The sequence below is a fragment of the Mitsuaria chitosanitabida ATCC BAA-476 = NBRC 102408 genome (genome assembly GCF_001598255.1).
In the GTDB taxonomy this organism is placed as follows: Bacteria; Pseudomonadota; Gammaproteobacteria; order Burkholderiales; family Burkholderiaceae_C; genus Roseateles; species Roseateles chitosanitabidus.
In genome coordinates this window covers 293,317-307,068 of sequence record NZ_BCYP01000018.1, presented here as the reverse complement: position 1 = coordinate 307,068, position 13,752 = coordinate 293,317, and the positions used below count along the sequence as shown (strand labels likewise).

Sequence of the window (13,752 nt, the reverse complement as noted above, 5' to 3'; positions counted from 1 at the left end):
ACACCGACAACGACAACGACAACGACAACGACACCGACACCGACACCGAGGGTGTACCGGAAGCGGGCCGCTCGCCCGTCTTGAGGAAGGAGTCCTTCACTCCTTCATTCCTCACGCGAGCCCGCCCCATGACCCCCACCCCCGACACCCCGCAACCGACCGGCCTGGCGGCCGTCGACGCCCTGCTCCAGCCCTTCAATCGCAGCGACGCGCCGGGCCTGGTCGTGGGCATCGCGCGCGCCGGCAGGATCCTCTACCGACGCGGTGTCGGGCTGGCCAGCATCGAGCAGGGCGTGACCATGTCGCCGCGCACGCGCGTGCGCATCGCCTCCACCAGCAAGCAGTTCACCTGCCTGGCCGTGCTGCTGCTGGCCGAGGACGGCCTGCTGGACATCGACGACCTCGTCTACCGTCATCTGCCGGAGCTGACCGTGCTGCATCCGGCCGGCCCGACGCTGCGCCAGCTGATGCAGCACCTGGGGGGATGGCGTACCGACCTGCCCTCGGTCGCGCAAGGCCTGGCCCTGCTGCCCACGGTGGACTGGTCCCAGCCCATCGCCGATCCCAACCGCGAGCTCAACTTCGAGCCGGGCACGCGGATGATGTACTCGAACACCGGCTACCAGTTGCTGGCGCGGGTGGTCGAGCGCCTGAGCGGCCGCAGCTTCGAGGACTTCCTGCGCGAGCGCATCTTCGCGCCGCTGCGCATGCACGACACCGAGTCGCTGACCAGCGACCTCGAGATCCGCCCCGGCATGGCGATGCAGTACCAGGCGCAGCCCGCCTCGGTCGGCGGCGGCCTGCGGCGCGGCATCTATCCGAGCGAGCTGCGCGGCAGCGGCTCGCTGGTCTCCACGGTCGACGACATGCTGCGCTGGCTGGCGCATCTGCGCAGCCCGAGCAAGCTCGTGGGCAGCGCCGCCAGCTGGGCGAGCATGATCGAGCGGCCGACCCTGTCCACCGGCGTGCGCCTGCCCTACGCGCTGGGCCTGATCCGTCACGACTACCGCGGCGTCGAGGTGATCCAGCATTCGGGCGCGGTGCTGGGTGCGACCACGCAGATGATCACCGTCCCCGCGCACGGGCTGGACATCGTCATCCTGGTCAACGGCGCGCCCGTCTCGCCGGTGGCGCTGGCCTTCCAGATCATCGATGCGCTGCTCGGCGATGCGCTGGGCGAGCCGTCCGTCCACGTCCCGGCCGAGCCCCATGCGGCGCTGCTGGGTCGCCGCTATCACTCGCCGGAGACCGGCGCGGTGTTCGGTCTCGAGGACGCCGGCGGCAAGCTCGCGCTGAGTTGGCTCGGGGGTCGCGGCATACCGCTGCGCCAGATCGACGGCGCGGCGGTCGTGCCCTGCGAGGACAGCGCGCTGAGCCCGCTGGCCCTGTCGCTCGAGGAGCTCGCGAGCGAGACCGCGCCGCAAGTCCTGACCCTCGACGACGGTGGCCGGCTGCTGCGTTGCACGCTGCTGCCCGAGCAGGCGCCGAGTGTCGCGTCGCTGGCGGCGTCGCTGGCCGGCCGCTACCGCGTTCCGGACCTGGGCATCGAGGTCCCGGTCGAGCTGGAGGGGGACGGCGCGAACACTCGCATCGTCGTGCAGCTGCACGGCCCGCACGGCCGCAGCGCCTATCGCCTGGAACCGCTGTCGTCCGACGTGATGCTGGCCCTGCCCACCGATGGGCTGTTCGCCGGCATGGGCGGCGCCAGCATCGTCAACATCGATCGCGAAGGCGACCGGGTCGTCGGCCTGCGCCTGGACGCGCCGCGCCTGAGCCGCCTGCGCTTCATTCGCGAGGAGGCGCATGCATGAAGAGCGGGCGCACGACCAGCATCGCCAGCAGCACCAGCGCGACCAGCAAGAACAAAGAGAGCGAGAGCAGCATGACCAGCATGAGCAGCACGACAAGCACCACGAGCGCGAGCGGCAAGAAGACGATCTTTGCCGCCTTCCTGGCCACCGAGACCAACACCTACGCCGCCGCGCCGACGGGCTGGGGCTGCTTCGAGGAGTACGGCATCCACCGCGGCGACGCCAGCACGCGGGACCCGCTGGGGATCGGGGGCTCGATGGTCGAGCTGCGCCGCCTGCTCGGCGCCGAGGGCCATGAGCTGATCGAGAGCCTGAGCGCCTTCGCCCAGCCGCTGGGCCGCACGGTGCGCGCCGTCTACGAGCGGCTGCGCGACGACATCCTGGCCGACCTGCGCGCGTCCGGTCCGGTGGACGGCGTGATCCTGATCCTGCACGGCGCGATGGTGGCGGACGGCTACGACGACTGCGAGGGCGACCTCATCGCCCGCGTGCGCGAGATCGTCGGCCCCGCCGTGCCCATCGGCGTGGAGCTCGATCTGCACTGCCACTACACCGCGCTGATGCAGCGCTCGGCGGACGTGATCATTGCCTACAAGGAGTACCCGCACATCGACGCGACGCCGCGCCTGCAGGAGCTGCTGCGCATCGTGCTCGACGCGAGCGCCGGTCGGGTGAAACCCACCGCGGCGATGTTCGATTGCAAGATGGTCGGCCTGTGGCACACGACGCGCGAGCCCATGGCCGGTTTCGTCCGGCGCATGCAGGCGGTGGAGCAGCAGCCCGGCGTGCTGTCGGTGTCGCTGGGTCACGGCTTCCCCTGGGGCGACGTGCCCGAATCGGGCGCGCGGCTGTGGGTCGTCACCGACAACGATGCGGCGCTCGCCGCCTCGCTGGCCGAGCAGCTGGGCCGCGAGTTCTGGGCGCTGCGCGAGCAGACCGCCACGCCGATGCTGGAGATCGACGCGGCGCTGGACCGCGCCGCCCAGGTCGTCGGTGGGCCGGTCGTCATCGCCGACATCGCGGACAACGCCGGCGGCGGCGCGATGAGCGACAGCAGCTTCATCCTGCAAGCCCTGCTGGCCCGCCAGGTGAGCGACGCGGCGATCGGCGCGTTCTGGGATCTCGGCGGGATCCAGCTGTGCCGTGATGCCGGCGTGGGCGCGCGCATCGCGCTGCGACTGGGCGGCAAGTGCGGACCGGCCTCGGGGACGCCGGTCGACCTGGACGTCACGGTGATGGTGATGCTCGACCACCATGAGCAGATCGGGCTGAACTCGAACGACGAGATCGCGCCGCTGGGCCCCAGCGTCTGGGTGCGGACGAGTGGCGGGCTGGACATCGTGCTGGTCAGCGTGCGCAGCCAGACCTTCTCGCCGACGGTCTTCACCGGCCTGGGCATGGACCTGAGCGCCAAGCGGGTGATCGTCGTCAAGTCGACGCAGCACTTCCATGCGCAGTTCGCGCCGCTGGCCAAGGAGATCCTCTACGTCACCACGCCCGGCGCGATCGACATGGACTTCGCCCGGCTGCCCTACCGCGTGCGCGACCTCGACTACTGGCCGCGCGTGGCCGATCCGCACGGCTTCGCCACCCAGGACGGAGCGAACGCATGAATTCGTCGGACATCACCCCACGCGAGATCGCCGGGAGCGAGACCTCGGGGTCGGCCATCACCTCGGCCGACTGCCTGGTGATCGGTGGCGGCATCGCGGGCGCCTCGGTCGCGCGCTGGCTGGCACCGCACGCGCGCACCATCGCGCTGGAACGCGAGAGCCAGCCCGGTTACCACGCGACGGGCCGCTCGGCCGCGCTGTTCATGGAGAGCTACGGCAATCCGCAGGTGCGCGCCCTGACGCGCGCCAGCCGCGCCTTCTTCGAGCAGCCGCCGGCGGGTTACTCCGACCATCCCCTGCTGACGCCGCGGGGCGCGCTCTTCGTCGCCACCGAGGCGCAGCGCGAGCCCTACGAGCATCACTGGGAGGTGCTGCGGGCCATCACGCCGAACGCGCATCGGCTCAGCGCCAACCAGGCCTGCGCGATGGTGCCGGTGCTGAGGCGCGAGCTGCTGCACGGCGCGATCCATGAGCCCGAGGCGGTCGACATGGACGTGCATGCGTTGCATCAGGGCTTTCTGCGCGAGCTGCGGCGGGAAGGCGGGCGGCTGGTCTGCGACGCGGAGGTCACGGCGATCGAGCGGCATGGCGCCGACTGGCGCGTGCGGGCCGGCGGGCAGGTCTACCAGGCGCCGGTGCTGATCAATGCGGCCGGGGCTTGGGCCGACGTGATCGCGGGACTGGCGGGCGTGCGGCCCATCGGGCTGGAGCCGCGACGGCGCTCGGCGTTCATGTTCGCGGCGCCGGCCGGGATGGACACGCATGCCTGGCCGCTGGTGTTCGGGGCGGACGAGGACTGGTACATCAAGCCGGATGCGGGCTTGCTGCTGGGGTCGCCCGCGAATGCCGATCCGGTGGCGCCGCACGATGTGCAGCCGGAGGAGTTGGACATCGCGCTGGCCATTCATCGGATCGAGGAGATGACGACGATGACGATCCGGCGGCCCAGCCACACCTGGGCGGGACTGCGGTCCTTCGTCGCGGATGGGGGATTGGTGGGGGGATTCGATGAGGAGGCGGCGGGGTTCTTCTGGTTGGCCGGGCAAGGCGGCTATGGGATCCAGACTTGCGCCGCGATGGGGGAGGCTTGCGCGGCCTTGGCGCTGGGGCGGCGGTTGCCGCAGCGGCTGGTGGATTTCGGGTTGAGCGCGTCGATGTTGTCGCCGACCCGATTGATGGGCCGTTCTTAGCCCCTCGCCCACGGAGTGGGAGAGGGGTTGGGGTGAGGGCCGTGGCACACCAGAGCCTCAGCCCTCTTCGAATCCCGATGGCGCTTGCGAAGGCCAGTAGCGCTCGCTGTCTGCACCGGCCCTCACCCCAACCCCTCTCCCGCAAGCGGGCGAGGGGCTAACGCGGGCGAGGGGATCGAAAGGTCTCAGCCCCAGAGCCCCACCTCCGCCCCCTCCAGCATCGCCCCCTCATACCGCATCGCCGGCGACCGATCCGCGCTCATCAGCATCGGCCCGTCCAGATCCACATACGCGCACTCCTGCGCGATCAGATGCGCCGGCGCCATCGCCAACGACGTGCCGCCCATATTCCCCACCATCAGCCCGAAGCCCATCCTCTTCGCCTCGGCCGCCAACGCCAAGCCCTCGGTCAGCCCGCCCGACTTGTCGAGCTTGATGTTCACGTACTGATACCGCCCCGCCAGCGCCGACAACGAGCCGCGATCCACGCACGACTCGTCCGCCGCCAGCGGAATCGGCGAGACCAACCCGTCCAGCGCCGCATCCTGCCCACGCTCCACCGGCTGCTCGATCAGCTCCACCCCCTGCGCCTGCAGCTCCGGCAGGATGCGCTCCAGCAGTTCTCGACTCCACGCCTGATTCGCATCGATCACCAGGCGCGCCTCCGGATGCTCCTCCCGCGCGAATCGCACCATGTCCAGATGCCGCGTCCCATCCGCCTTCAGCTTGAGCAGCGGCAGATGCCGCGCCGCGCGAATCTTGCGCCGCACATCCGCTTCGCTCCCCAGACCGATCGTGTAGGCCGTCAGCACCGGCTCCACCCGCGACAGCCCCGCCATCTGCCAAGCCGCCCTGCCCGCCTGCTTCGCCCGCAGGTCCCACAACGCGCAATCCAGCGCATTGCGCGCCCCTCCAGGCGGCAGCAGGCTCATCAGATCGGCGCCGCTCAGATCCACCTGCAGCCGCCCGCGCACGGCCTCGATCTGCGCCGCCATCGTGGCCTGCGTCTCGCCCTTGTAGGGCACGCCGGTGGCCTCGCCATAGCCGCTCCTGCCCTGCTCATCGCGCAGGCGCACGACCAGCACCTTGATCTCGGTCATCACGCCGCGCGAGATCTCGAAGGGTTCGCGCAGGGGCCAGCTCTCGCCGGCCAGGGTGCATTCAAGCAGCATGGGACAACTCCTCGGAAGAATGGATCGCATCGGCCAGGCGCTCGACGCCGCCGCGCAGGGGATCGACGACGGGCAGGCCCAGCTCGGCCTCGACCCGCTCGCGATAGAGGCGCCACTCGTCCTCGCTCAGCGCGGACGAATTGACGCTGACGCCGACACAGCGCACCGCCGCGTTGGTCAGGCGGCCGGCGCCCAGGTAGGCCTCGATGGCCTCGCTCAGCGACGGCAGCGGGAAGTCCGGCAGGCTGGCGATGTGCTCCCGGCCGACGTGGTGGCACAGCACCAGCGCGTCGGGCTGCGAGCCATGCAGCAGCCCCAGCGTGACGCCCGCATAGGCGGGATGGAACAGCGAGCCCTGGCCCTCGATCACATCCCAGTGATCGGGCGCGTTGTCGGGCGAGAGCTGCTCGGCCACGCCCGCGACGAAGTCGGACACCACCGCGTCGATCGCCACGCCGCTGCCGGAGATCATCACGCCCGTCTGGCCGGTCGCCCGGAAGCTGGCCGCCAGGCCGCGGGCCTGCAGCGCGCGGGTCAGCGCCAGCGCGGTGTACTTCTTGCCCAGCGCGCAATCGGTGCCCACGGTCAGCACGCGCCGACCGGTGCGCTTGCGGCCGGTGCCGGTGACGCGCGGCCAGGCGCCGTGGCGCACGTCGTGCAGCTGCACGCCGGCCGAGCGCGCGGCATCGGCCAGCCCGGGCAGATCGCCCAGGCGCTGGTGGAGACCGCTGACGATGTCCAGGCCCGCGCGCACCGCGTCCAGCAGGGTCGGCAGCCAGTGCACCGGCAGCTTGCCGCCGACCGGCGCGATGCCGATCAGCAGCGAGCCGGCGCCGGCGGCCGCCGCCTCGGCGATGGTCATGGCCGGCTTGCCGGTGCTGACGCGGGCGTCGGGGAAGGCGAGCTCGCCCAGCACGTCCTCGGGACACCAGTCGGCGACGCCGAAGGCGGTCTTCGCATCGACGGCGGAACTCACGTCGCCGAGGAAGATCAGATAGGGTTTTCGCAATACAAGCATGTCGGAACCATCCGCGGAGAAAAGGAAATCGAAGAAGGATCGCGAGCGCTCCGGGGCGCCCGGGGGCGATCGGGGACAGGGGCGCTTGGGCGCCGCGGGCCGCCGGTACGGCGGTCGGTGCCCGGGTCGGAGCCCGGGCTCGGACGCCATGGGGCGGCTGTCCTTGAAGACGAGGGGCGGGCGGACTTCCGCGCCGCCTTCGGGTATTCCCCCGGTCCGCGTGGGCGGGCGCAGAATCTTTGCGCCGCCCATACCGGATTTGCGTGCGCGCTTCGTCTTGAATGACAGGCGGACACCGTCCACAGATCGTGGCGAGCCCCGTCGGCATGAGGAGCCGTGTTGAACACCGATGAGTTGAACGCCTGGTTCGTGGATGAAGTGCTGCCCCAGGAGGCCATGCTGGAACGATTTCTCAGACGCAACTGGCGAGACATGGACGAGATCCCCGACCTGCGTCAGGAGGTCTATGCCCGCGTCTACGACGGCTGCGCCCGCTGCAAGCCCGAGTCCACCCAGGCCTTCCTGCTGACGACCGCGCGCAACCTGCTGATCGACCGCGCCCGGCGCGCGCAGATCGTGTCCATCGAGACCTATGCCGACATCGAGGCGCTGGCGCCCACGCTGGACGAGCTCAGCCCCGAGCGCCATCTGGCCGCCCGCAGCGAGCTCAAGCTGCTGCAGCTGGCGCTGAACCTGCTGCCCGCGCGATGTCGCGAGGTGATCGAGCTGCGCAAGATCGAAGGTCTGTCGCAGCGGGAGGTCGCCGCGCGCATGGGCATCACCGAGGACACGGTGGAACGCCAGGTGTCCAAGGGCGTGCGCGCCCTGGCCCAGGCGCTGCAGTCCGCGGGGCAAGGCAGCGGCGGCGCCACGCCGGCCGCCGCTCCGCTGCGAAAGGGACGGAAAACACAATGAAGTACAAGAACAGCGAGCTGAACGACATCGAGACCTGCGCGGCCGACTGGATCGCGGAGCGCGACCGCTCGAACGGGCAACTCCCGCCCGAGCGCCGGACCGCGCTGGACGCGTGGCTCGCCGCGTCGACCGCGCACCGCGTCGCCTACCTGCGCCTGGAGCAGGCCTGGCAGCGGGCCGAGCGGCTGCGGGCCCTGCAGCCCGGCGCGCCGCCGCTGGCCGCGCCCGAGTCGCCGGGGCTGGACGTCCGGGGCGAGGCCGCCGGCCGCAAGCCCGCGGGGATGTCGGGCTGGCGCACTGGTCGGCGGTCCGGTGGGACCTCGGCCGGCTTGCCCGGCTGGCTCTCCGCGCGCCCCGCCCTGTGGCGCGGCGCGGCCGGCGTCGGCCTGGCGACGCTGGCCCTGGTGCTGGGGCTGCAGGTCGTCGGTCCGCGTCCGGAGACCGTCGACTACGCCACCGCGCGCGGCCAGCGCGAATCGGTGATGCTGGCCGACGGCTCCCAACTGACCCTGAACACCGCCACCCAGGTGCGCACCGAAGTCACGCCGCAATCCCGCCAGGTCTGGCTGCAGAGCGGCGAGGCCTTCTTCGACATCGCCCACGACGCGCAGCGCCCCTTCGTCATCCACGCCGGCAAGCAGCGGGTGACGGTGCTGGGGACCAAGTTCTCGCTCCAGCGGGACGGGGACAAGCTGCGGGTGACCGTGCTGGAAGGCCGCGTCCAGGTGCAGGCCGATCAGGCCAGCAGCCGCCCCACCGTGCTGGCGCGCGCCGACACCGCGGTGGCGGAGGCCGACAACCTGCTCGTCACCCGCGTCTCGCCGCAGCAGCTCTCCGCCCGGCTGGGCTGGCTGCAGGGCAAGCTGGTGCTCAACGAGGTCACGCTGGCCGAGGCCGCCCGCCAGTTCAACCGCTACGGCAGGAAGCAGCTGGTCATCCAGGACGCCGCCGCCGAGCGCATCGTCATCGGCGGTGTGTTCGAGGCGGGCAATGTCGAGGCCTTCGCGCGCCTGCTGCACGCGGGCTTCGGCCTGCAGGTCCAGGACGTGGGCGAGGAGATCCGCGTCTCCAGCCCGGGGTCATGAAGCCCCGATGACGGGAGGCCGCGGCGGGGCGATGACCGGACCCTGGCGGGGCGGTGGCGACGCGATCCTGGGGAAAGCGCATGACGCTGCAACATTTCGGGCTCAATTTCCAGTGACCGAAGTCGATATTGCACGAAGCGTCCGTCTTCGGTGAGACACCGGGTCGGCCCCGCCGTCGACCCATCATCCATGGGGGTACAGTGCAGGGCTGCTCCGTGCCTGTCGGGGCACGGCAACCCAACCCGATCGCGACATCCGTGGACACCACCCTGGCCGAACCTCCTCAGTCCGCCCTTTCCGGCGTCGCCCGCGTGCTCGTGCACGCCGGCAGGCTCAAGCCGCAGGCGGCCGAGGACCTGGTGCGGCAGGCGCGCGAGAAGAAGATCAGCTTCGTCAACGCCGTGATCGCCGCCGGGGCGGTGTCGTCGTTCGACCTCGCCCATACGCTGTCCCATGCGCTGGCGCTGCCGCTGATGGACCTCAACGCGGTCGACGCGCACAAGCTCCCGCAGAACATCATCGACGCCAAGCTGGCGGCCCAGTACCAGGTCGTCGTGCTGGCGCGCCGTGGCAACCGGCTGTTCATCGGCGGCGCCGACCCGACCGAGCAGGAGGTCGTCGAGCGCATCAAGTTCGCGACCCAGCTGACGCCGGAATGGATCATCGTCGAGCACGACAAGCTCGCGAAACTGCTGGGCATCGCGGCGGCCAGCGCCTCGGAGGCGCTCGAGGCGATGTCCGGCGAGGACTTCGACTTCGACATCGCCGAGGAGGAGACCGCGCCCGCCGAGGAATCGCAGGAGATCGCCGACGTCGAGGACGCGCCGGTGGTGCGTTTCCTCCAGAAGATGCTGGTCGACGCGATCAACATGCGGGCGTCCGACCTCCACTTCGAGCCCTACGAGTACCACTACCGCGTCCGCTTCCGCGTCGACGGCGAGCTGCGCGAGATCACCCAGCCCCCGATCGCGATCAAGGACAAGCTGTCCTCGCGGATCAAGGTCATCTCCCGCCTGGACATCGCCGAGCGCCGCATCCCGCAGGACGGCCGGATGAAGCTCAAGTTCGGCTCCAAGGCGATCGACTTCCGGGTCTCGACGCTGCCGACGCTCTTCGGCGAGAAGATCGTGATCCGTATCCTGGACCCGTCCTCGGCCCGGCTGGGCATCGAGGCGCTGGGCTACGAGAAGATCGAGAAGGACCGGCTGCTGCAGTGCATCCACCGGCCCTACGGGATGATCCTGGTCACCGGGCCGACGGGCTCGGGCAAGACGGTGTCGCTGTACACCTGCCTGAACATCCTGAATCAGCCCGGCACCAACATCTCGACCGTCGAGGACCCGGCGGAAATCAACCTGCCCGGCATCAACCAGGTCAACGTCAACGACAAGGCGGGCCTGACCTTCTCGGCCGCGCTGAAGGCCTTCCTGCGTCAGGATCCGGACATCATCATGGTCGGCGAGATCCGGGATCTCGAGACCGCCGACATCGCCATCAAGGCCGCGCAGACCGGTCACATGGTGATGTCGACGCTGCACACGAACGACGCCCCGAAGACCCTCACACGCCTGCTGAACATGGGGGTGGCCCCGTTCAACATCGCCTCCAGCGTGCTGCTGATCACCGCCCAGCGCCTGGTGCGCCGGCTGTGCGAGAACTGCAAGGCGCCCGCGGACTTCCCGCGCGAGGCCATGCTGCGCGCGGGCTACGCGGAAGAGGATCTCGACGGCAGCTGGAAGCCGTATCGGGCCGTAGGCTGCTCAAGTTGCAACAATGGTTATCGAGGACGTGTCGGTCTTTACCAAGTGATGCCCATCAGCGAGGCGATCCAGCGGATCATCCTGGCCGAGGGAACGGCCCTGGACATCGCCGATCAGGCCCGCGCGGACGGCGTGCGGGATCTGCGCCAGTCCGGGCTGGTCAAGGTCCGGCTGGGCGTCACGACCCTGGAAGAGGTACTGGCGGCCACCAACGAATGAGTCCGGCATGAACGCGGCGCCCACGGGCGCCGCGTTCATGCGTGCGGACCCCTGTCGTGGGGACCGGCAGATCAACGAGTCAAAGACATTGGGAGCGCCGCCCGGGCGGCGCGACGGCAGGAGGTGATATGGCGACGACCACCGCAGGCGCGAAGGGCGCTGGCAAGGGCATCAAGGAATTCATCTTCGAGTGGGAAGGGAAGGACCGCAACGGCAAGATCGTCCGCGGTGAAATGCGCGCGGGCGGCGAGGCCGTCATCAGCGCCTCCCTGCGCCGCCAAGGCATCCTGGTCACGAAGGTCAAGAAGCGCCGAGCCTCCGGCGGCAGCCGGATCAAGCAGAAGGACATCGCCGTGTTCACGCGCCAGTTGGCGACGATGATGCGCGCCGGCGTCCCGCTGCTGCAGGCCTTCGACATCGTCGCGCGCGGCAGCAGCAACCCCCGCCTGACCAAGCTGCTGACCGACATCCGGCAGGACGTCGAGACCGGCACGTCGTTGTCGGCCGCCTTCCGCAAGCATCCGATCTATTTCGACGCGCTGTACTGCAATCTGGTCGAGGCCGGTGAGTCGGGCGGCATCCTGGAGGCGCTGCTCGACCGCTTGGCGATCTATCAGGAGAAGACGGTCGCCCTGAAGGGCAAGATCAAGTCAGCGCTGACCTACCCCATCGCCGTGATGATCGTGGCTTTCGTCGTCACCGCGGTCATCATGATCTTCGTGATCCCCTCGTTCAAGGAAGTCTTCACCTCCTTCGGCGCCGACCTGCCGGCCCCGACGCTGTTCGTGATGAAGATGTCGGAGATCTTCGTCGCCTACTGGTGGCTGATCTTCGGGGGACTGGGCGGCGGCATCTACTTCTTCCTTCAGTCCTGGAAGCGGTCCGAGAAGATGCAGAAGGTCATGGACCGCCTCCTGTTGAAGCTGCCCATCTTTGGCCAGTTGATCTACAAGGCGGCGGTGGCGCGGTGGACGCGCACGCTGTCGACAATGTTCGCCGCAGGCGTGCCACTGGTGGAAGCCCTGGATTCCGTGGGCGGCGCTTCTGGCAATGCGGTCTTCCTCGAAGCGACCGAGAAGATCCAGCGCGACGTCTCGACCGGCGCCTCGCTGACGACCTCGATGCAGACGACCGGCATCTTCCCGATCATGGTCCTGCAGATGTCCTCGATCGGCGAGGAGTCCGGCTCGCTCGACCACATGCTGGGCAAGTCGGCCGACTTCTACGAGGAAGAAGTGGACGAGGCGGTCAAGGCGCTGTCCAGCCTGATGGAACCCATCATCATCGTGTTCCTGGGCACGGTCATCGGCGGCATCGTGATCGCCATGTACCTGCCGATCTTCAAGCTGGGCGCGGTGGTCTGAGTGTTGACCCCGGAGTTGCAGGACGCCCTGCTGTCGCCCTGGTTCCTGGGCCTGATCGGACTGTGCATCGGCAGTTTCCTGAACGTCGTGATCTACCGGCTGCCGGTGATCATGCAGCGCGAGTGGCTGGGCGAGTACGCCGAGCAACTGCAGAACGAGGACGAGCTGCGGGAATTCGGCGGCCTGGACGAGGCCCGCTCGGTCCAGGTCGCGCAGGCCGCGAAGGTGCTGGACGAGTCGCTCCAGCAGCTGCCCCCGATGTCGCTGGCCCGTCCCGCCTCGCGCTGCCCGCACTGCGGTCACGTGCTGCGCTGGCATGAGAACCTCCCGCTGGTGGGCTGGCTGCTGCTGCGCGGCCGCTGCTCGTCCTGTCGCGCGGGCATCTCGTTCCGCTACCCCTTCGTCGAGCTGCTGACCGGGCTGCTGTTCGCCGGCATCGCCTGGAACTTCAACAGCCAGCCGGTCGCCCTGCTCTATGGCGGCTTCGCGGCCGCGCTGGTGGCGCTGGCCGGCATCGACTGGGACACGACCTTCCTGCCGGAGAGCATCAACCAGCCACTGCTGTGGGCGGGCCTGTTCCTGTCCGTGCTGGGCTGGACGCCGGTGAGCCCGCATGACGCCGTGATCGGCGCGGTGGTCGGCTACCTGCCGCTGTGGCTCATCTACTGGGGCTACAAGCTGCTGTTCAACAAGGAAGGCATGGGCTACGGCGACTTCAAGCTGCTGGCCGGCATCGGCGCCTGGCTGGGCTGGCAACTGGTCCTGCCCGTGGCGCTGGCCGCCTCGCTTGTGGGCACCGTCGTCGGCCTGGCGATGAAGTGGCGCGGCGACCTGCGCGAGGGCCGCTACGTCCCCTTCGGTCCCTTCCTGGCCGGCGGCGCGCTGCTGGTGCTGCTGGTCGGACCCGGCCGCATCATCACCTGGTGGCTGCACCCCTGAGGCCCCCATGCGCATCGGCCTGACCGGCGGCATCGGCAGCGGCAAGAGCACGGTCGCGCAGGCCCTGGTGATCCAGGGCGGCGCGCTGCTCGTCGACACGGACGCCATCTCCCGGGCCCTGACCCTGCCCGGCGGCGCCGCGATGCCGGCGATCGCGCAGGCCTTCGGGCCCGGCTTCGTCACGGCCGACGGCGCGCTGGACCGCGCCGCGATGCGCGAACTCGCCTTCCGCGATCCCGGCGCCAAGCGGCGCCTCGAGGCCATCCTGCATCCGATGATCGGCGACGAGACCACCCGCCAGGCGGCGCTCGCGGCGCCGGGACAGATCGTGGTCTTCGACGTGCCGCTGCTGGTCGAGTCCGGCCGCTGGCGCCGGCAGGTGGACCGGGTGGTCGTGGTGGACTGTCGAGAATCCACGCAGATCGAGCGCGTGATGGCGCGCTCGGGCCTGAGCGAGGCGGCCGTGCGGGCCATCCTCGCGCAGCAGGCCGATCGGGCCGCGCGGCGCGGCGCCGCGGACGCGGTCCTCTACAACGACGGCCTCACGCTCGAGGCGCTCCAGGCGGAGGTCGGCGCGCTGCTGCGCAGTCCCCTGTTCTGACCACCCCTCACCCGATCGGGGTGATGCGCCGCGGCACTGTGGAACAATGGCCGCTTGCCGCAAAG

The 13,752-nt window shown here is 69.9% G+C and carries 11 protein-coding genes; 9 read left to right on the top strand and 2 right to left on the bottom strand.

What is annotated here, in order from left to right; all coding sequences use genetic code 11:
- The first annotated feature begins 128 nt into the window (after nucleotides 1–128).
- The 3 genes from MCHT01_RS12210 to MCHT01_RS12200 all read left to right on the top strand — a co-directional run bounded on the left by MCHT01_RS12210 (nucleotide 129) and on the right by MCHT01_RS12200 (nucleotide 4,614).
- Nucleotides 129–1,811, top strand: coding sequence for a serine hydrolase domain-containing protein (locus tag MCHT01_RS12210; protein WP_067065592.1), 1,683 nt, complete (start codon nucleotides 129–131; stop codon nucleotides 1,809–1,811).
- Nucleotides 1,812–1,891: 80 nt separating this feature from the next.
- Nucleotides 1,892–3,424, top strand: coding sequence for a M81 family metallopeptidase (locus MCHT01_RS12205; protein ID WP_067065814.1), 1,533 nt, complete (start codon nucleotides 1,892–1,894; stop codon nucleotides 3,422–3,424).
- Nucleotides 3,421–4,614, top strand: a complete 1,194-nt coding sequence (locus MCHT01_RS12200; protein ID WP_084452453.1) for an NAD(P)/FAD-dependent oxidoreductase — start codon at nucleotides 3,421–3,423, stop codon at nucleotides 4,612–4,614. Before MCHT01_RS12205 ends, MCHT01_RS12200 begins: the two co-directional genes overlap by 4 nt.
- Nucleotides 4,615–4,799: 185 nt before the next feature.
- On the opposite strand, the gene dgcA is transcribed toward MCHT01_RS12200, so the two are convergent.
- Complete coding sequence (dgcA, locus tag MCHT01_RS12195; protein WP_067065591.1) at nucleotides 4,800–5,786, bottom strand: N-acetyl-D-Glu racemase DgcA; 987 nt, start codon at nucleotides 5,784–5,786, stop codon at nucleotides 4,800–4,802.
- Nucleotides 5,776–6,804 carry an N-acetyltransferase DgcN family protein gene (locus MCHT01_RS12190; RefSeq protein ID WP_067065590.1) on the bottom strand — a complete coding sequence of 343 codons (1,029 nt, stop codon included), beginning with the start codon at nucleotides 6,802–6,804 and terminating at the stop codon, nucleotides 5,776–5,778. Before MCHT01_RS12190 ends, dgcA begins: the two co-directional genes overlap by 11 nt.
- Nucleotides 6,805–7,140: 336 nt before the next feature.
- On the opposite strand from MCHT01_RS12190, the gene MCHT01_RS12185 reads away from it, so the two are divergent.
- From MCHT01_RS12185 to coaE, 6 genes are all read left to right on the top strand, one after another.
- Nucleotides 7,141–7,719 (top strand): RNA polymerase sigma factor, encoded by a 579-nt coding sequence (locus MCHT01_RS12185; protein ID WP_245643244.1) that lies wholly within the window; start codon nucleotides 7,141–7,143, stop codon nucleotides 7,717–7,719.
- Nucleotides 7,716–8,804: a FecR family protein gene (locus MCHT01_RS12180; RefSeq protein WP_067065588.1), complete on the top strand. Its 1,089-nt coding sequence runs from the start codon at nucleotides 7,716–7,718 to the stop codon at nucleotides 8,802–8,804. The genes MCHT01_RS12185 and MCHT01_RS12180 overlap by 4 nt, the downstream gene beginning before the upstream one ends.
- Before the next feature lie 257 nt (nucleotides 8,805–9,061).
- Complete coding sequence (gene pilB / locus MCHT01_RS12175) at nucleotides 9,062–10,783, top strand: type IV-A pilus assembly ATPase PilB (RefSeq protein ID WP_148661509.1); 1,722 nt, start codon at nucleotides 9,062–9,064, stop codon at nucleotides 10,781–10,783.
- Between the two features lie 128 nt (nucleotides 10,784–10,911).
- Nucleotides 10,912–12,147, top strand: coding sequence for a type II secretion system F family protein (locus MCHT01_RS12170; protein ID WP_067065587.1), 1,236 nt, complete (start codon nucleotides 10,912–10,914; stop codon nucleotides 12,145–12,147).
- Nucleotides 12,148–13,086 (top strand): prepilin peptidase, encoded by a 939-nt coding sequence (locus MCHT01_RS12165; protein WP_420541827.1) that lies wholly within the window; start codon nucleotides 12,148–12,150, stop codon nucleotides 13,084–13,086.
- A 7-nt stretch (nucleotides 13,087–13,093) separates the two neighbouring features.
- Complete coding sequence (coaE, locus tag MCHT01_RS12160) at nucleotides 13,094–13,687, top strand: dephospho-CoA kinase (protein ID WP_067065586.1); 594 nt, start codon at nucleotides 13,094–13,096, stop codon at nucleotides 13,685–13,687.
- Nucleotides 13,688–13,752: the final 65 nt, after the last annotated feature.

Coding starts and splice junctions, on each gene's coding strand:
- MCHT01_RS12210 (WP_067065592.1), top strand. CDS start 129: ATGACCCCCACCCCCGACACCCCGCAACCGACCGGCCTGGCGGCCGTC.
- coaE (WP_067065586.1), top strand. CDS start 13,094: ATGCGCATCGGCCTGACCGGCGGCATCGGCAGCGGCAAGAGCACGGTC.
- MCHT01_RS12170 (WP_067065587.1), top strand. CDS start 10,912: ATGGCGACGACCACCGCAGGCGCGAAGGGCGCTGGCAAGGGCATCAAG.
- dgcA (WP_067065591.1), bottom strand. CDS start 5,786: ATGCTGCTTGAATGCACCCTGGCCGGCGAGAGCTGGCCCCTGCGCGAA.
- MCHT01_RS12190 (WP_067065590.1), bottom strand. CDS start 6,804: ATGCTTGTATTGCGAAAACCCTATCTGATCTTCCTCGGCGACGTGAGT.
- MCHT01_RS12200 (WP_084452453.1), top strand. CDS start 3,421: ATGAATTCGTCGGACATCACCCCACGCGAGATCGCCGGGAGCGAGACC.
- MCHT01_RS12180 (WP_067065588.1), top strand. CDS start 7,716: ATGAAGTACAAGAACAGCGAGCTGAACGACATCGAGACCTGCGCGGCC.
- MCHT01_RS12205 (WP_067065814.1), top strand. CDS start 1,892: ATGAGCAGCACGACAAGCACCACGAGCGCGAGCGGCAAGAAGACGATC.